The sequence below is a fragment of the Lachnospira hominis (ex Liu et al. 2021) genome (assembly GCF_014287955.1).
Classification (GTDB): Bacteria; Bacillota; Clostridia; order Lachnospirales; family Lachnospiraceae; genus Lachnospira; species Lachnospira hominis.
On the sequence record NZ_JACOPD010000006.1, the window covers coordinates 159,145 to 177,299 of the forward strand.

Genomic DNA, 18,155 nt, shown 5'->3' on the forward strand with positions numbered 1-18,155 from the left:
GCATATAAAGGGGATTTATGGACGGTATTATAAACGTATATAAGGAGCCTGGTTTTACATCACATGATGTAGTTGCAAAACTGCGTGGCATTCTTCATATGAAAAAAATCGGTCATACAGGTACGCTTGACCCGGATGCACAGGGAGTTCTGCCTGTGTGTCTTGGGAAAGCAACAAAATTATGCGGCATGATTACCGATTGGGGAAAAACTTATGAGGCGGTTATGCTGCTTGGAAAAACAACAGATACTCAGGACATATCAGGCTCAGTTTTATCTGTCAGTGAAGTAAATGCTGATGAGAGAAAAATTATTGACGTGATTATATCATTTGTCGGAGGATATGAACAGGTTCCACCTATGTATTCGGCATTAAAGCATAATGGCAAGAAACTTTATGAGCTTGCCAGACAGGGAATTGAAGTTGAAAGAAAATCGCGTCATGTTGATATCGGATTTATAAAGATTAATGAAATGAATCTGAGTGATGATGAAAAGACAGTCACATTTACAGTTGCATGTTCAAAAGGAACATATATAAGAACTCTTATTGATGACATTGGAAAAAAACTGGGCTGCGGTGCATGCATGCTAAGTCTTAAAAGGACAAGAGTCGGACAGTTTGAAATTGATGACAGTCTTACATTAAATCAGATTTCGGCACTTTTACTAAAAGGTGAACTTGGAGAATATATAATTGCAGCTGATGATGTGTTTGATTATCCAAAACTTTCAGTTGATTCAGAATATAATAAACTGCTGTATAACGGTAATAAGCTGCCGGTTGATGCAGTACGTGAAATTGAGCGTACACTGACACAACAGGCAGAACAAAAATATCGTATATATGATGAAAATGGTATTTTTATAGGAATTTATGAATACATTGATTCTATGCTTGTACCTGAAAAAATATTTTACAGTGGTGAGCATGATGAAATGTGAGGTGGCTCGGATGAAGTATATTCATGGCACAGAGGATTTTACACTTGACAAAGATTCAGCAGTTACGCTTGGCAAATTTGATGGTGTCCATATGGGACACCAGAAGCTTATATCAATTGTAGAAGAAAAAGCAAAACAAAATAATATATTGGCAGCGGCATTTACATTTGACAGAATTCCGTTAAGTATCTGTCCGCAAAGACAGCAGCATTTTATAACGACAAACAGTGAACGTCGTGCATTTATGGAGAGTCTTGGAATTAATGCCCTTATTGAGTATCCGTTTACTGAAAAACTTATGAATACGGATGCCGGGGAATTTATTGAAGATATAATAATAAGAAAACTGCGTGCGAAAGTAGTAGTTGTAGGAACTGATTATCACTTCGGCAAAGGCAGGAGCGGTGATGCAGATATGCTTGTAAAATGTGGTCCTGAATATGGTTTTGAGACGATTGTCGTTGAAAAAGAAAAATATCAGGACAAAGAGATAAGCAGTACATATGTAAGAGAAGAACTGGTGCTTGGACATATGGAAACTGTTAATGTTCTAATGGGAAGACCATATTCTATTGAAGGAATAGTGTGTCCGGGTAATCAGTTTGGAAGAAAAATTAAGATTCCTACTATGAATATTTATCCGCAGGAAAGCAAGCTTCTGCCGCCAAATGGTGTATATGCATCAATAACACAGATAGACGGAAAAGAATATGGCGGTGTGACTAATATAGGAACAAAGCCGACGGTGAGTACAGATCAGGTTATTGGAGTTGAGACTAATCTGTTTGATTATGAAGAAGATGCATACGGAAAGCATATTAAAGTAAAACTGCTTCATTTTATACGTCCGGAGATGAAATTTGAGTCAATAGAGGCTCTTTCAAAACAAATGGAAAGTGATGCACAGTTTTCAAAAAGCATGCTGATGCTATAATAAATGCTTGCAATTATGATTTTTTTATGATATAGTAGCAAGGTATGTGAGCCGTTATTCAGTTTCAGGACACTCCGACCTGATTCTTAGTAACAGGCGGTTATATTAAGGAGGATTTAAAGATGATATCTAAAGAAAAGAAAACAGAGATTATTGCAGCATACGGAAGAAAGCCTGGCGATACAGGTTCTCCAGAAGTTCAGATTGCTATTCTTACAGAAAGAATTGCTGAGCTTACAGAGCATTTAAAGACTAATCAGAAAGACCATCATTCAAGAAGAGGTCTTTTAAAGATGGTTGGTAAGAGAAGAGCTCTTCTCGAGTATTTAAAGAAGACAGATATCGAAAGTTACAGAAATCTGATTGCTCGTCTTGGCATCAGAAAGTAATTTCACTGGGCGGAGTGTATTTCTCCGCCCTTTTTACGTTGGTTATTGACCGGAGCAGCTATTTTTATATGATAATCCGGCAGCTGGCGTAATAATATGAAAAGATTGAAGTGATTAGCCGAGACTGCTGAAAAATACATTATAATAATAATGCTTTTTTCAGTTGTTTCGGGCACTTCATCTTGTTGAAAACAATCGGATATACCGGCGGTGCAGGTTATGTCTGGTGAGAGATAATGATTATTGGCACCGCAGAAATGAGGAAAAGATGTATAAACAGTTTACTATGGAACTGGCCGGCAGAACTCTCCGTGTTGATATCGGAAGAGTGTGTGCACAGGCAAATGGTGCAGCATTGATGCATTATGGCGATACAGTTGTTCTTTCAACAGCAACTGCTTCAAAAGAGCCTAGAGAGGGAATTGATTTCTTCCCATTAAGTGTTGAATATGAAGAGAAGATGTATGCAGTAGGAAAGATTCCTGGCGGATTTAATAAGCGTGAAGGAAAGGCAAGTGAAAATGCTATTCTTACATCACGTGTTATCGACAGACCTATGAGACCATTATTCCCTAAGGATTACAGAAATGATGTTACATTAAATAATATGGTTATGTCAGTTGATACAGAGTGCCGTCCTGAGCTTCTTGCTATGCTTGGTTCATCAATTGCAACATGTATTTCTGATATTCCATTTGATGGTCCATGTGCAACTACACAGATTGGTCTTGTTGATGGTGAATTTATTGTCAATCCGTCACAGTCACAGTGGCAGGATGGTGACCTTCAGCTTACTGTAGCATCTACAAAGCAGAAAGTTATCATGATTGAAGCCGGTGCAAATGAGATTCCGGAAGCAAAGATGATTGAAGCTATCTATATGGCTCATGATATCAATCAGACAATTATTGAATTTATCGATAAAATAGTTGCAGAAGTAGGTAAAGAAAAGCATACATATGTAAGCTGTGCTGTTCCTGCTGAAATGTTTGAGGCAATGAAAAAGATTGTTACTCCGGAGCAGATGGAGGAAGCAGTATTTACTGATGATAAGCAGACAAGAGAAAAGAATATTGATGAAGTGACAGAAAAGATGGCAGAAGCTTTTGCTGATAATGAAGAATGGCTTGCAGTTCTCGGCGAAGCCGTTTATCAGTATCAGAAGAAGACTGTACGTAAGATGATTCTCAAAGACCATAAGAGACCAGATGGACGTGTTATCAACCAGATTCGTCCATTGTCAGCAGAGGTTGACCTTATTCCTAGAGTTCATGGTTCTGCTATGTTTACAAGAGGACAGACACAGATTTGTGATGTGGTAACACTTGCACCATTATCAGAAGCACAGAAGGTAGATGGTCTTGATGATAATGTTACAACAAAGAGATATATTCACCAGTACAACTTCCCATCATACTCAGTTGGTGAGACAAAGCCATCAAGAGGTCCGGGACGTCGTGAAATCGGACATGGTGCATTGGCAGAAAAGGCACTTGTACCTGTTCTTCCATCAGAAGAAGAATTCCCATATGCAATCCGTGCTGTATCCGAGACATTTGAATCAAATGGTTCTACATCAATGGCTTCAACTTGTGCGTCATGCATGTCACTTATGGCAGCTGGTGTTCCTATTAAGAGAATGGTTGCTGGTATTTCATGCGGACTTGTTACAGGTGATACAGATGATGATTATATCGTTCTTACAGATATTCAGGGACTTGAAGATTTCTTTGGTGATATGGACTTTAAGGTAACAGGTACTACAGAGGGTATTACAGCAATCCAGATGGATATTAAGATTCACGGTCTTACAAGACCTATTGTTGAAGAGGCTATCGCAAGAACAAGAGAAGCCAGACTTTTCATTATGGATACATGTATGAAGCCTGCAATTGCTGAACCTAGAAAGACAGTTGGTGAATATGCACCTAAGATTATCCAGACAACTATTGATCCTGCAAAGATTGGTGAAGTAGTTGGACAGCGTGGTAAGACAATCAATGCAATTATTGATGAGTGCGGTGTTAAGATTGATATCACAGATGATGGTTTCGTATCTGTATGTGGACTTGACCAGGCTGGCATGGATCAGGCTATGAAGTATATCAAGACAATCGTAAACGACTTCGTCGAAGGTGAAATTTACGAAGGTAAAGTAGTAAGTATTAAAGAATTCGGTGCATTTATCGAATTCGCACCTGGCAAGGAAGGAATGGTTCACATTTCTAAGGTGGCAAATGAAAGAATTGAACATGTTGAAGATGTTCTTACACTAGGTGATCATGTTAAATGTAAATGTATGGGCAAGGATAAGATGGGAAGAATCAGCTTCTCAATCAAGGATGCCCAGTAAGGAGGATTGAAATGATAGATAATAATTGTGCTTATTGTGTAGAAGGCGATTTGGTCGCTAAGTTTGGTATTAAGATTTGCGAGCTTGAAACTTCAAAGGTATATCTTTTCAAGGAGCAGAGCCATCTTGGAAGATGTATTGTTGCCCATAAGAAGCATGTAGGTGATATGAATGAGCTCACAGCAGAAGAAAGAGCTGCATATTTTGAGGATGTTGCAAGAGTTGCAAGAGCAATTATGGCTGCATTCCATCCTGATAAAGTAAATTATGGTGCATATGGTGATACAGGTCATCATCTTCATTTCCATCTTTGCCCTAAGTACAAAGATGAATTTGAATGGGGTGGCGTATTCCTTATGAATCCTGATAAGAAGTATCTTTCAGACGAAGAATATGCTGATATGATTGCAAAGATTAAGGCTAATCTTTAATTAAAAATATTTTTATAATAATGCTTACATACCTGTGATATATTTGATGTAAATATATTACAGGTATGTTTTTTATATAGAAAAATTTGGAGGATAAAGGTATGCGTGAAGACACGGAATTGTTGCTGTAATCATATATAAATCCGGTTCGGCAATGTCGATGACAGAAACGGTAAAATATTTAGATAATCTTGACAGTGCTGTAACAAAAGCAAATGAGGCATTGCATAATACAGTTATGACTTCTGCTGGAAAGATAAATCAGAATCCCAATCTTGATGGATTTAAACTGCAAATACGGGAAGTGTAAAAACACTTCCCGTGATATTTTTATATCAAATTAAATTTTTATCTTGAGACTTCGTTTCCACTTGCTGAAAATGCAAGCTTCATAACTTCGTCAACAGTTACAAGGTTGAAATCACCGCTTACTGTATGCTTTAAGCAGCTTGCTGCATTTGCAAATTCGACGGTTTTCTGAGGATCAAAGTTGTTGATTATGCTGTATATGATTCCGGCACAATAAGCATCGCCGGCACCGATATAATCAAGAATATTCATAAAATATTCTTTGCTGTAATAAGCTTTGCCTTCTGTATAAATCATGGACTGGAGCTTAAATGTTGTGATAGAAGTTTCTGTACGCCATACAGAAGCAACCATTTTAAATGGAAAACGTTTTGTAAGTTCTTCGGCAATGTATGCATTTTTTTCTTTATCAGATTTTGAGGCATCCATAGAAAAGATGCCTACAGCATCGTCTTCGTTAGCAATACATATATCAACATAAGGGCATAATTCGCTCATAACTTTATTGGCTTTTTCACTTGACCAGAGCTTGCTTCTGTAATTAAGGTCGCAGCTTATTGTAAGACCTTTTTCTTTAGCCGCTTTACACGCTGCAAGAGTAATTTTTGCCATATTATCACTTATGGCAGGTGTGATTCCTGAAAAATGAAACCATGTAGCATCTTTAAAAATCTTATCCCAGTCAAAATCAGATTCTTCAGCGAGAGCAATAGCAGAACCGCTTCTGTTATAAATAACATTAGTAGGACGCTGGCTTGTCTTTTTTTCAAGGAAATAGATACCAATCTGGTCGCCGCCGCGGACAATGTTACTGATATCAACTCCATACTGACGAAGCGAATTGACAGCACTCTGTCCAATTGAATGTTCAGGAAGTTTTGTTACAAAACCGCAGTCAACGCCAAAGTTGGCAAGTGATACAGCAGTGTTAGCCTCACCTCCGCCATAAACAGCTTCAAATTCATGGCATTGAGTGAATCTTTCGTTATTTTCAGGTGAAAGTCTTAACATAATTTCACCAAAAGTAATAATCTTATTTTTCATTTTACATTTTCTCCATTCTCGTATAACTTACGTTTACTGAATTGAAAGTGCTTTCAAAACATTATATCTATTGTAGCACATCTTTTGGCAAAATTCACTAAAAAATCTTATGTATTTGCAGCTTGTACATTTAAATAATTTGGTGATAAAATAAGAGCATTGGAAATAAAGAAAAACTGTATTGATTTTTATTAAAATTATATCTGTATTTTGGAAATGGAGTGATGTTTATGTATAATGAATTAACTGAAAATGATATAAAGAAAATGGAAAAGGAAATAGAATACAGAACACTTGTAGTAAGAAAAGAGGCTCTTGAAGATGTTAAGACAGCTAGAGCACATGGCGATTTGAGTGAAAATTTTGAGTATCATGCAGCAAAACGTGAGAAAAACAGAAATGAGAGCAGAATACGTTATCTCCAGAGAATGATAAAGACAGCAAAAATTATATCAGACGAGTCAGCTGATGATGAGGTTGGTGTTAATAATATAGTTGAATTATTTTATGAGGATGATGAAACTACTGAAAAAATCAAGCTTGTGACTACTGTAAGAGGAGATTCACTTGAGGGACTGATAAGCATTGAATCACCACTTGGAAAGGCACTTCTTGGACATAAGGCTGGAGACCGTGTTTTAATAGAAGTAAATTCGAGTGTAAGTTATTATGTCAGAATTAAGTCAATAGAAAATTCAGATGACAGCACAGACGAAATTCAGCCATATTAATTTTAATTATTTCTAATAAAAAAATATTAATGCTTGACAGATGGAAAGTATTCTGATAATATAATGTTATAAAAATATATTTTTAATAATATTATTGAAGAGGTGATATGTACTGCTTGACAGTGAACAGCAAAGGGCGGTGGAGCACTTCGAGGGACCTGCGATGATTCTTGCCGGTCCGGGAAGTGGTAAGACTACAGTTGTCACAAACAGAATACTCAATATGATTGACAATTGCAAAGTTAATCCGGAGAATATCCTTGTAATAACATTTACAAGGATGGCAGCACTCCAGATGAAAGAGCGTTTTTTAAAACTGGCATCAGAATCAGATGTGCATGATAATGCAGAATTATATGACGATGTGACATTTGGAACGTTTCATTCTGTATTTTTTATGATGCTAAAGAATGCAGGAGAATATGCAGGATATAATGTTATAACACCGAAAGCTCAGAGGGCATTTATAAGAGAACAGCTTTTATACTATAATATTCCGTTGCCGTCAGATGGTGAGATGGAAGATGACATATTAAATGATATTGCCAAAGCAAAGGGATGCAGCGAGTCTGCTATATTTAATCCGACATCATGCGAGAACGATTTTTTTGAAAAAATATATAATGAGTACGAATTATTTATGAATCAGTACAAATATATTGATTTTGAGGATATGATGATTCGTACATTACATATGTTAGAGAGTGACAAAGAGAGTCTTAACATATGGCAGGAAAAATATAAGTATATTATGGTGGATGAATTTCAGGATGTTTCACCGGTTCAGTTACGGCTGATTAATATGCTTGCACAAAAGAACCGCAACATATTTGTGGTAGGCGACGATGACCAGAGTATATATGGTTTCAGGGGTGCAAAGCCTGATGTGTGCCGTATGTTTACACAGATTTATAAAGAGGCAGAGATTTTCAGGCTGAATATGAATTACAGATGTTGTGAGACTATAGTTAATGCATCATTAAGTCTTATTAATCATAATAAGAACAGGTTTTATAAGAATCTGAAGGCGTTTAATAAAGGTGGTAATTCTGTGGAATATTATAATTTTAATGATATTTCAAAACAGGATGATTTTGTTACAGGATATGTATATAATAAAATTTATAATGATACCAGCAGTGATTCAGATGAAAGTATTGCCATACTGACAAGGACGAATGCTGAAGCCTCTGAATTTACGCATAAGCTTCAAAAACATGGCCTTAATATATTGTACTGTGGGAATCAATCGGATTTTTTTGATAAGTGGGTTGTGAAGGATGTTATTGCATATTTACGGATATCGGTGGGAGATTACAGGAGACAGAACTTTATAAGAATAATTAACAAACCGCAAAGATATATAAGCAGGATGTATTTTACTGATGAAAATACCGGTTTTAACACGCTTGAAGATAATATCAGATGCAGAGGCAGCAAAGAAAATCTTGAAGAGATTATAAAGCTTCAATGCCATGTTAAGAACATGAATACAATGATACCGTTTGCAGCAGTTAATTATGTGAGAAAGGTAGTCGGTTATGATAGATATTTACATGAATATGCAAGCGAACGTGGTACAGATGTAAAGATATTTCTTGATATTATTGAGAAATTGCAAAACATTTCAAAGAGTTTTGATAATTTAAAGCAGTTCATAGAATATGTTGATAATGTATCGGAAGATAATGTCAATGATGCAGATGGTCTTGGAAAAGCTGATGAATCAAAGACACATTTATGCAATGTATCTACGATGCACAGGGCAAAAGGACTCGAATTTGATACCGTTATAATAGTGAGTGCCAATGAGAAAAATATACCATATTGCAAGGCTGTGTCTTTAGAGCAGCTTGAAGAGGAACGCAGGCTTTTTTATGTTGCACTGACAAGAGCAAAAAAGAAACTTATTATATGTTCGGTGCAAAAGCAGTATAACAGGAAAATGCAGTCCTCACGTTTTATAAGAGAACTGCATCTTTAAATTGATTTTTGTGGGATTATTCTTCGTTTTCGGCATCTTCTTCGGCATATAGTTCTTCGTATTCCATAGCATCAAGTTCTTCGTCAAATGCGTCAGCAACAGTTTCGTATTCTTCATCTGATTCGATGTTTTCAAGAACCGGTTCACCATTGTCTTTTTCTGTATATCTGTAAAGATACACTTCATCGTTGCTGGCAGCTTCACCTTCAAGAGGAAGAAGTGCTATATAGTTATTATCTCCGGCAGGAAATATTCTTACTATGGCACATTCACATTCTGTGCCATCATCTAAAGATAATGTAACAGTAGAATATTCATTTGCATTGTTATCAGCCATTACTAACCTCCATATAAATAGTTTTTCTTAATAAAACTTTAGCAGAATAATTGTATTATTGCAATATGAGTTAACAAAACTTAATGAAATTTCAAAAAAACTTGCATATGTGATGAAAAAGGTGTATATTAATTACAAGATTAAGAGAGTCAAAGGAGACAATTTTGGAATGTTTTTCCAGAATTGTCTTTTTTCTCTTTAGAGTGAAAATATATGAAAGTTGGGAATGTGTTATGGATAAGATTGATAAGAAACTGATTACATTGTTACAGCAGGATGCAAGAATGCCTTTGAAGGCACTGGCAGAGAATGTTTTTTTGTCATCTCCGGCAGTATCTGCAAGAATTGAAAGGCTTGAAAAAGAGCAGATTATAGAGGGATATGAGGTCAAAGTCAACCAGTTAAAACTTGGATATCATATTACAGCTTTTATAAATCTTGAAGTTGCACCTGTCCAGAAACCGGATTTCTATCCATTCATCAAGTCGTGTCATAATGTTGTAGAATGTAACTGCGTTACAGGAAATTATTCAATGTTACTTAAAGTTGTATTTCCTAGTACAATGGAGCTTGATACATTTATAGGACAACTCCAGAAGTTTGGAAGAACGAGTACACAGATTGTGTTTTCAACACCGGTTGAACCAAGAGGAATAGATGTCAATGTAGAACTTCCTGTTAATGATTAATTATGTATTTAAATGACATTTTAATATTAAAAAAGTATAAAATAGCACTGATACGTTGTTTGTCAGTGCTGTTTTTGTTATTATATATAAAGTTAAATGAAAAGGTTTTGGAAAAACAAGGAGGACAAATCCTCTCCTCATCAAGGGATTCGGATTTTTCCTTCGGAAAAACAAGGAGGACAAATCCTCTGCTCCCCGGAGTGGTCGCATTTTTCCTTCGGAAAAACAAGGAGGATATAGATGGAATTTCAGAGTAAAGCAGTACAGATGAAAGAAAACGTAAGTAAAGTTATTGTTGGAAAGGGAAATGTTACAGATTTAATTCTTACAGCATTGATTGCAGGAGGACATGTTCTCCTTGAGGATGTTCCGGGAACAGGTAAGACTATGATTGCAAAGTCATTTGCAAAATCAATAGATGCTGAATTTGCAAGAATTCAGTTTACACCTGATTTGCTTCCGTCAGATATTACCGGTATTAATTATTATAATCAGAAGCAGGGTGAATTTGTTTTCAGAAAAGGGCCGGTATTTTCTAATATTCTTCTTGCTGATGAGATTAACAGGGCTACTCCACGTACACAGTCAGCCTTGCTTGAATGTATGGAAGAACATCAGGTGACGGTAGATGGTGAAACAAGAAAACTTGGATTTCCATTTATCGTAATTGCAACACAGAATCCGATAGAAACAGCAGGAACATATCAGCTTCCGGAAGCACAGCTTGACAGATTTTTGTTACAGATTTCAATGGGTTATCCTAAGCAGAATGAAGAACTTGAAATTATAAAAAGATTTATGACAGATAGTCCGCTTGAGAGCCTGTCAGCAGTATGTAATGCAGATGACGTAAAAGGCATGGTTAAAGAAGCAGAAGGCGTGCATGTTGATGAGGCGATTATGAATTATATTGTTGATATTGCTGATAAGACAAGAAATAATATAAATATTGCGATTGGTGTAAGCACAAGGGGCGTTATTAATATGGTGAAAGCTGTAAAAGCATATGCATATATCAACGGAAGAAATTATGTAGTTCCTGAAGATGTATATAATCTTGCAATTCCTGTATTTGCTCACAGGATTTTACTTTCTCGAGGAATATCAGACTCAGCACACAGAGAAGATGTTATGAGGGAAGTTATCGGACAGTGCAAGGTGCCTACAGAAGACTGGAGCAAATAAAGAAGGATTGGAGACAGAATGCTTATAATAGTAATGTTGCTGGGTGCCGGTGCCGTGTATATGGTACTCAGAAAAATATATGCTGCATTATGGTATAAAAATCTTACAGTCAGAATTGATTTTTCAAAGAAAAATGCAGTCTGTGGCGAAACCATAGAACTTATAGAGACAGTTACAAATAAAAAGAGACTTCCGCTTCCGTATATTAATCTTAAATTTCAGGTAAATCGTGCGTTCAGATTTGAAGATGGCGAAGAAAATTCTGTGGTTTCTGATAATACTTACAGAAATGATATTTTTTCACTGATGATGTATCAGAAAGTGACAAGAAAGATACCGATTAAGTGTACTAAAAGAGGTATTTATTCAATTGGGCGTGCAGATATGGTTTCATCGGGGCTGTTTATGAACGATATCAATCTCGTTGGAACAAACCAGAATGCTAATATTGTAGTTTTTCCAAAACAGATTAATCCTGAACTGACTGATATAACATTTTCAAAAATAATGGGTGCGGTTGAAAAGAATACTTATCTAAATCCTGATATTTTTGAGTTTCGTGGAATTAGGGAATATGATACACATGATACTATGAATATGATTAACTGGAAAGCATCTGCGAGAACAGGACAGCTTATGGTCAACCAGTATAAGGAGACAATGTGCCAGTCAGTATGTATTCTTGCCAATGTTGAACCGGAAGGAATGTTAAAACAGGAACTTTTGTCAGAGATAACAATCTCGATGGCGTCAGGACTCGCACAGTATCTTATATCACAAAAAATCAATGTTTCACTTATTTCAAATGGTGTAGAAACTGATGGTGAAAAAACAGATTTTCTTGAAGTTGAAGAGGGGGGTGGATTATCACACCTCAATGAGATTAATACAGTTCTTGCAGGGATTGATCTGTCAAAAAATGCAAACAGATTTACAGATATTCTTGAAGAACTGACAGACAGAACTCACAATAAACATGAATATGGAATGTCAGAAATGTCTGATACTCTTTATATTATGATATCACAGAATAGAAGAAAAGATTTGCAGAAATCATTTGACATGCTTACTGGAAATAACAGGCAGTGTGTCTGGATTGCACCATATTACGGTGAGCCGGGTGAAAGACTTGAAGATACTTGTGCATCTGTGATTGACTGGGAGGTGCATTACAGTGACGATTAAATCTGATAGTTTTAATAAAAATAAAACAACAATCAAAAAAAGTGATTCAGTTCTTTCAATTATGGAACTGATATTGCAATGTGTATTATTTGAATCATTTATTCTTATGGAATATATGGGGGTATTTCTGATAAATGACAGCAGGGTATATATGTGCCTCTGGGTTATTCCGGCTGTAATATTTGCATATTATACAAGAAGAAAGATAAAAAAATTCAATCTGTTTATGTTGTGCAATATTGCAATATTTGCGGTATCGGTTGTGATGTCCGGAAACGACAGTGAATTGTTTGCAAACATGTTGTGTGCGATTCTTATATGTGCATACTCAATATGGCAGAAAAATAATACAGTTCAGAGATATTCAACAGAAAATCTTATTGTTCAGGATGGAAAGACAATTGATGATGCGAAAAAAGCACTTGCAAAGATGTATGCCGGTGAAGATATTCATGTAGTTTTTATAGCAGCACCTGCATTTGGATACCTTGTGGGATATTGGAGAAATGTACTGCCGCTTATGTATATTGAACTTACATTGTGCATATTGTTTGTAGTGTTAAAAATTATTTATAACAATATGAGCCACCTTAATAATGTTCTCAGCCTTAACAGCAAAAAGAATGATTTTCCGGCAAAACAGATGAAGCAGGTAAATACGTTTATTACGGCTGCTTCTGCAATTCTTATTTTGTTTGGAATGCTTATATTTTATAATGGAAGATATGGTGGACTTTTTGGTGTTATAGGAAGTTCAGTGACAGGAGTTGTGAGAATCCTTGTAAAAGGATTTTTATGGCTTCTGGGTAAGTCAGGACCGGAGAGCAGCAATACACCGCAGATGGATGATGAGACGCAGGAAGATATTGAAGATGCTATGCAAAGAGAACTTGAATATCCTGACTCACCGATTATGCAGGCATTGTTTGAGGGGATGGTCTTTGCAATAATAATTGCCATGATAATTGCAATTATTTATATGATAAGAACATATGTAAAGACATTTAACAAGACGAAAAAACTCGGCAGTGACTATATTGAGTATATTTCACCTGATGATGAAAATGTAAGGGCTGATAAAGATGTATCAAAGGTAAAAACAAAAGAACCACGTGAGGTACGTTCAGTAAGGAAGCTTTATAAAAAGCATATACTGAAAGGAACGGGTGGAAAAGCACCTGATGAGACAGTTCTGCCAAGTGTTCTTACAACTGAAAATATTACGGCTGACAGTGAACTTTCAGAAAAAATAACAGCGGTATATGAAAAGGCAAGATATTCCAGAGAGCAGATCACAAAAGAAGAAAAAGATATTTTTAACAATCTTTGATAATATATAATAAAATACTATTGACATGGTTAAAAATATAATGTATTATTTAGATAATAATTAGCAAAAGCAATGAAGAGGAATAATAGGTATTAACCGGAGTCAGAGAGTTGCCGTGTGGTGCGAGGCAATGGAAGGAAGATATTGAACTCACCTCGGAGCTGCTATCTGAAAGTATTATTATATATGAGTAGGCGTAGCCGGAAGCCAACCGTTATATTGGACAGAATATAAGGCAGAGATGTCCGTATTCAGTGAGTGCACGATTGATTCGTGAATAAGAGTGGTAACGCGTGAGACTATAGTCTTTCGTCTCTTGACAGATGTTTTGTCATGGACGGAAGACTTTTTTATATGACAGGATATTTTGAGCAGATATACTAAAAAATGTCTTGTTATAAAAATACATGCGTTCAAAAAACGAGAAAATTGCAAATGCTTTTTATTGAATTTAAGAATAGTATTAATTTTTTGGAGGTATTAAGATGTTTGATTACAGACAGTACAAGAGAGGTTATTTCATGCCACCTGTAGAGTGCAACGACTGGGTGAAAAAGGAGTATATTGATAAGGCACCAATCTGGTGTTCAGTTGATTTAAGAGATGGAAACCAGGCACTTGTAGAACCGATGAGCCTTGAACAGAAACTTGAATTTTTCAAGCTCCTTGTAAAAGTTGGTTTTAAGGAAATCGAAGTTGGTTTCCCGGCTGCATCAGAGACAGAATATGTCTTTTTAAGAACACTTATTGAAAAGAACATGATTCCTGATGATGTTACAATTCAGGTCCTTACTCAGGCAAGAGAACATATCATCAAGAAAACATTTGAGGCTGTAAAGGGTGCACCGAGAGCTATTGTTCATGTATACAATTCAACATCTTTAGCACAGCGTGAACAGGTATTCAGAAAGTCAAAAGAAGATATCAAAAAGATTGCTGTTGAGGGTGCAAAGCTTCTTAAAGAACTTGCTGCAAAAGAAGAAGGAAACTTTGCATTTGAATACAGTCCTGAAAGTTTTACAGGAACAGAACCTGAATATGCACTTGAAGTATGTAATGCAGTAATTGATATCTGGGAACCTACAGCTGACAATAAATGCATAATCAACCTTCCTGCTACAGTGGAGATGTCACTTCCTCATGTATTTGCAAGCCAGGTGGAATACATGGATAAGAATCTTCATAACAGGGAAAATGTTATTATTTCGCTTCATCCTCATAATGACCGGGGAACAGGCGTTGCTGATGCAGAACTTGGTCTTCTTGCAGGTGCGGACAGAATTGAGGGAACATTATTCGGTAATGGTGAAAGAACAGGTAATGTTGATGTAATTACACTTGCAATGAATATGTATGCACAGGGTGTTAATCCTGAACTTGATTTATCTAATATGCCTGAACTTTCAGAGACATTTGAAAGACTTACACAGATGAAGATAGATGACAGACATCCGTATTGTGGTAAACTTGTATTTGCAGCTTTCTCAGGTTCACATCAGGATGCTATTTCAAAGGGGATGCATTACCGTATTGAAAATGATACAGAGCATTGGACAGTTCCATATCTTCCAATTAATCCTGAAGATGTAGGACGTACATATGATTCAGATGTTATCAGAATTAACAGCCAGTCAGGAAAGGGTGGCGTTGCATATGTCCTTGAACATAATTATGGAATGATAATACCTAAGAAGATGAGAGAAGATCTCGGCTATGCTGTTAAGGATGTATCAGATGTTAATCATAAAGAGCTTACACCTGGAGAAGTTCTCGAAATATTTGAAAAAAGATATAAGAAATATACACCTGTATTTAAGATTACAGAAGTTCATTTCAGACAGATTGATGGAATCCAGACAACAGTTACAATAGAAAAAGACGGTGAAAAGATTAATGTTGAATCAAAGGGTAACGGACGTCTTGATGCTGTAAGTAATGCACTTTCAGAATATTTCAACCATAACTGCGATATCTGCTGCTATGAAGAGCATACTCTTAATAATAAGGGTTCAGAATCAAGTGCTATTGCATATGTAGGTATTGTAAGTGATGATGGAAAGGAATATTATGGTGCAGGTGTTGACCATGATATTATCCGTGCATCTATAGATGCTCTTGAGTCAGCTATGAACAGAAGTTTGGAAAAGGCTGAATAAAAATGAAAAAAGAGATTATACTTGCTTCGGGGTCGCCTAGAAGAAGAGAACTTCTTAATCAGATTGGAATTGATTTTACTGTGATTACAAGTGACGCCGATGAGATAACAACAGAAAAATCTCCCGAAAAAATAGTTATGCAGCTATCAAGCCTTAAAGCAGAAGCGGTTGCAAAACTTCCTGTTAAAAAAAGTACAGCTGCGGTACAAAAAAGTGCCGCAGCCTCTTTCGGTGATAGCGATAGTTATGTTATAATAGGAGCTGATACGATTGTCTATGCGGATGGTCAGGTTCTTGGCAAGCCAAGAGATGAGAGACATGCATTTGATATGATAAAATGTCTTTCGGGCGGCAGCCACAGTGTATATACGGGAGTTACATTTATTTGTGGAAAAGAAAAAACGTCATTTTATGAACAGACAGAAGTTTATGTATATGATATGACAGATGAAGAAATTCTTGATTATATAAAGACAAAAGAGCCGATGGACAAGGCGGGGGCTTATGGCATACAGGGCAGATTTGCGGCTTTTGTATCAAAAATTGAGGGCGATTATAACTCAGTAGTCGGACTGCCTGTTGGCAGAGTATATCAGGAATTAAGAAAGGCCGGGTATATCGGATGATAAAACTTGTTGCAAGTGATTTGGATGGAACGATTCTTCTGAATGGAGCACAGCATGTTGACGATTCAATGTGTGAAACTATAGACATGCTTGGCAGAAAAGGAATAATATTTGCACCCGCAAGCGGCAGACAGTGTGAAAGTCTTGTAAGACTTTTTTCAAAGGTAAAAAGTCCGTTAATGTATATTTCTGATAATGGTGCATTAGTAAGATATAAAGGTGAGACAATTGTAAAGACACCAATGGATTATAATCTTGCAATAGAGATTGCGAAGGATATAATTTCAGTTCCGAATTGCGAGGTACTGTTATCAGGAGAAAAGACAGCATATATAATGCCAAAGACAGAAGAATATCTTATCAGGATGACAAAGGTTGTGCAATATAAGACGACAATAATTAAAAGTCTCGATGAGATTCAGGAAGATATTTTAAAAGTGTCTGTCTGTGATTTGTCAGGAATTGCCAATTCTGAAAAGTATTTTGCGGATAAGTGGTCTGATAAAGCAGCAGCGGCAGTTTCCGGTGACCAATATATGGATTTTATGGATTTGTGTGTCAGCAAGGGGGACGCTTTAAAGAAAGTCCAGAAAATTTATGGCATAGACAGAAGTGAATGTATGGCATTCGGAGATAATTATAATGACTGTGAAATGTTAAAGCAGGCAGAGTTTTCTTATGCAATGGCATCGGCTGCTGATGATATAAAGAAAAATGCATTATATGTAACTGATTCGGTAGAAAAAATATTAAGAGGAGAGCTGTTATAATGAAAGATGATTTAACATTATGTGCTGAAGTTTTTTTAAAGGAACAGACAAAGCTGTATGATGAACCGGTCGCACAGGATATAGAAGAAGCAAAGGAATTTCTTGAAGATTGTTTTGCACAGGTATTTGACAATATTAAAGAAGTAAGGGAATATCTGAGTGAAGAGGGAATGGACGTTGATGAAATTACGGACGAAGAACTTGCAGAAGAACTTGAAGTGTTCGCTCTTCCGGATGGCAGATTCTTTGTGGTGGAAGGCTGATGCGTATAAGTATTGTATGTGTAGGTAAAATAAAAGAAAAGTTTTACGTACAGGCAGTCTGTGAGTATGTGAAAAGACTATCAAGATACTGCAAGCTCGATATAATAGAACTTCCTGATGAAAAAACACCTGAAAATGCAGGCGAACAGCTTAATCTGGCAATTAAAGCAAAAGAAGGCGACAGGATTCTTTCATCATTAAAAGATGATGCATATGTCATTGCACTTGCAATAGAAGGAAAGATGCTTGATTCAGTTGAATTTTCACAAAAGATAGAAAAACTTGGAATTGATTCAGTAAGTCATATAATGTTTGTTATAGGAGGTTCATTAGGGCTTGATGAGCGTGTACTTAAAAGGGCAGATTATAAACTTAGTTTTTCACATATGACATTTCCACACCAGCTTATGAGAGTTGTGTTGCTGGAACAGATTTATCGTGGGTATAGGATTATGAAAGGTGAACCATACCATAAATAATAAAAAAATAAAACAG

The 18,155-nt window shown here is 36.2% G+C and carries 20 protein-coding genes and 1 other annotated feature; of the genes, 18 read left to right on the forward strand and 2 right to left on the reverse strand.

Features of this window, described 5'->3' with window-relative positions; all coding sequences use genetic code 11:
• Positions 1-17 precede the first annotated feature (17 nt).
• From truB to H8S01_RS09770, 6 genes are all read left to right on the forward strand, one after another.
• On the forward strand, positions 18-944 hold the full coding sequence (gene truB, locus H8S01_RS09745; RefSeq protein WP_186837056.1) for a tRNA pseudouridine(55) synthase TruB: 927 nt from the start codon (positions 18-20) through the stop codon (positions 942-944).
• Positions 945-954: 10 nt separating this feature from the next.
• Entirely contained in the window at positions 955-1,878 is a 924-nt protein-coding gene (locus tag H8S01_RS09750; protein WP_021867145.1) for a bifunctional riboflavin kinase/FAD synthetase, read from the forward strand.
• 122 nt (positions 1,879-2,000) lie between these two features.
• Positions 2,001-2,267: a 30S ribosomal protein S15 gene (rpsO, locus tag H8S01_RS09755; protein WP_021867146.1), complete on the forward strand. Its 267-nt coding sequence runs from the start codon at positions 2,001-2,003 to the stop codon at positions 2,265-2,267.
• 268 nt (positions 2,268-2,535) lie between these two features.
• On the forward strand, positions 2,536-4,620 hold the full coding sequence (locus tag H8S01_RS09760) for a polyribonucleotide nucleotidyltransferase (RefSeq protein WP_186837057.1): 2,085 nt from the start codon (positions 2,536-2,538) through the stop codon (positions 4,618-4,620).
• Positions 4,621-4,631: 11 nt separating this feature from the next.
• Positions 4,632-5,051 (forward strand): HIT family protein, encoded by a 420-nt coding sequence (locus H8S01_RS09765; RefSeq protein WP_186837058.1) that lies wholly within the window; start codon positions 4,632-4,634, stop codon positions 5,049-5,051.
• Between the two features lie 160 nt (positions 5,052-5,211).
• Positions 5,212-5,361 carry a hypothetical protein gene (locus H8S01_RS09770; RefSeq protein WP_186837059.1) on the forward strand — a complete coding sequence of 50 codons (150 nt, stop codon included), beginning with the start codon at positions 5,212-5,214 and terminating at the stop codon, positions 5,359-5,361.
• 38 nt (positions 5,362-5,399) lie between these two features.
• On the opposite strand, the gene H8S01_RS09775 is transcribed toward H8S01_RS09770, so the two are convergent.
• Positions 5,400-6,404, reverse strand: coding sequence for a sugar kinase (locus H8S01_RS09775; RefSeq protein WP_021867149.1), 1,005 nt, complete (start codon positions 6,402-6,404; stop codon positions 5,400-5,402).
• 230 nt (positions 6,405-6,634) lie between these two features.
• On the opposite strand from H8S01_RS09775, the gene H8S01_RS09780 reads away from it, so the two are divergent.
• On the forward strand, positions 6,635-7,135 hold the full coding sequence (locus tag H8S01_RS09780) for a GreA/GreB family elongation factor (protein ID WP_021867150.1): 501 nt from the start codon (positions 6,635-6,637) through the stop codon (positions 7,133-7,135).
• A gap of 112 nt (positions 7,136-7,247) precedes the next feature.
• Positions 7,248-9,119, forward strand: coding sequence for an ATP-dependent helicase (locus tag H8S01_RS09785; RefSeq protein WP_279287880.1), 1,872 nt, complete (start codon positions 7,248-7,250; stop codon positions 9,117-9,119).
• Between the two features lie 16 nt (positions 9,120-9,135).
• On the opposite strand, the gene H8S01_RS09790 is transcribed toward H8S01_RS09785, so the two are convergent.
• Positions 9,136-9,456 (reverse strand): DUF1292 domain-containing protein, encoded by a 321-nt coding sequence (locus H8S01_RS09790; RefSeq protein WP_186837061.1) that lies wholly within the window; start codon positions 9,454-9,456, stop codon positions 9,136-9,138.
• A gap of 233 nt (positions 9,457-9,689) precedes the next feature.
• On the opposite strand from H8S01_RS09790, the gene H8S01_RS09795 reads away from it, so the two are divergent.
• The 10 genes from H8S01_RS09795 (at position 9,690) to rlmH (ending at position 18,139) form a co-directional block, all read left to right on the forward strand.
• Positions 9,690-10,145: an Lrp/AsnC family transcriptional regulator gene (locus H8S01_RS09795; RefSeq protein WP_186837062.1), complete on the forward strand. Its 456-nt coding sequence runs from the start codon at positions 9,690-9,692 to the stop codon at positions 10,143-10,145.
• Positions 10,146-10,252: 107 nt separating this feature from the next.
• Complete coding sequence (locus H8S01_RS09800) at positions 10,253-10,402, forward strand: hypothetical protein (protein WP_186837063.1); 150 nt, start codon at positions 10,253-10,255, stop codon at positions 10,400-10,402.
• Complete coding sequence (locus tag H8S01_RS09805) at positions 10,386-11,330, forward strand: AAA family ATPase (RefSeq protein ID WP_021866601.1); 945 nt, start codon at positions 10,386-10,388, stop codon at positions 11,328-11,330. Before H8S01_RS09800 ends, H8S01_RS09805 begins: the two co-directional genes overlap by 17 nt.
• An 18-nt stretch (positions 11,331-11,348) precedes the next feature.
• A complete protein-coding gene (locus H8S01_RS09810; protein WP_021866600.1) occupies positions 11,349-12,515 on the forward strand; it encodes a DUF58 domain-containing protein in 1,167 nt (388 codons plus the stop codon).
• Complete coding sequence (locus H8S01_RS09815; protein ID WP_186837064.1) at positions 12,505-13,845, forward strand: hypothetical protein; 1,341 nt, start codon at positions 12,505-12,507, stop codon at positions 13,843-13,845. Before H8S01_RS09810 ends, H8S01_RS09815 begins: the two co-directional genes overlap by 11 nt.
• 63 nt (positions 13,846-13,908) lie before the next feature.
• Positions 13,909-14,165 (forward strand) — a binding site (T-box leader).
• Between the two features lie 165 nt (positions 14,166-14,330).
• Positions 14,331-16,001 carry a 2-isopropylmalate synthase gene (locus H8S01_RS09820; RefSeq protein WP_021866598.1) on the forward strand — a complete coding sequence of 557 codons (1,671 nt, stop codon included), beginning with the start codon at positions 14,331-14,333 and terminating at the stop codon, positions 15,999-16,001.
• A 2-nt stretch (positions 16,002-16,003) separates the two neighbouring features.
• The gene (locus tag H8S01_RS09825) at positions 16,004-16,627 is read left to right on the forward strand and encodes a Maf family protein (RefSeq protein WP_186837065.1); all 624 of its coding nucleotides are present in this window, start codon (positions 16,004-16,006) and stop codon (positions 16,625-16,627) included.
• A complete protein-coding gene (locus H8S01_RS09830; RefSeq protein ID WP_021866596.1) occupies positions 16,624-17,397 on the forward strand; it encodes a Cof-type HAD-IIB family hydrolase in 774 nt (257 codons plus the stop codon). Before H8S01_RS09825 ends, H8S01_RS09830 begins: the two co-directional genes overlap by 4 nt.
• On the forward strand, positions 17,397-17,660 hold the full coding sequence (locus H8S01_RS09835) for a glyoxalase (RefSeq protein WP_186837066.1): 264 nt from the start codon (positions 17,397-17,399) through the stop codon (positions 17,658-17,660). Before H8S01_RS09830 ends, H8S01_RS09835 begins: the two co-directional genes overlap by 1 nt.
• On the forward strand, positions 17,660-18,139 hold the full coding sequence (rlmH, locus tag H8S01_RS09840) for a 23S rRNA (pseudouridine(1915)-N(3))-methyltransferase RlmH (protein WP_021866594.1): 480 nt from the start codon (positions 17,660-17,662) through the stop codon (positions 18,137-18,139). The genes H8S01_RS09835 and rlmH overlap by 1 nt, the downstream gene beginning before the upstream one ends.
• The last annotated feature ends 16 nt before the right edge of the window (positions 18,140-18,155 follow it).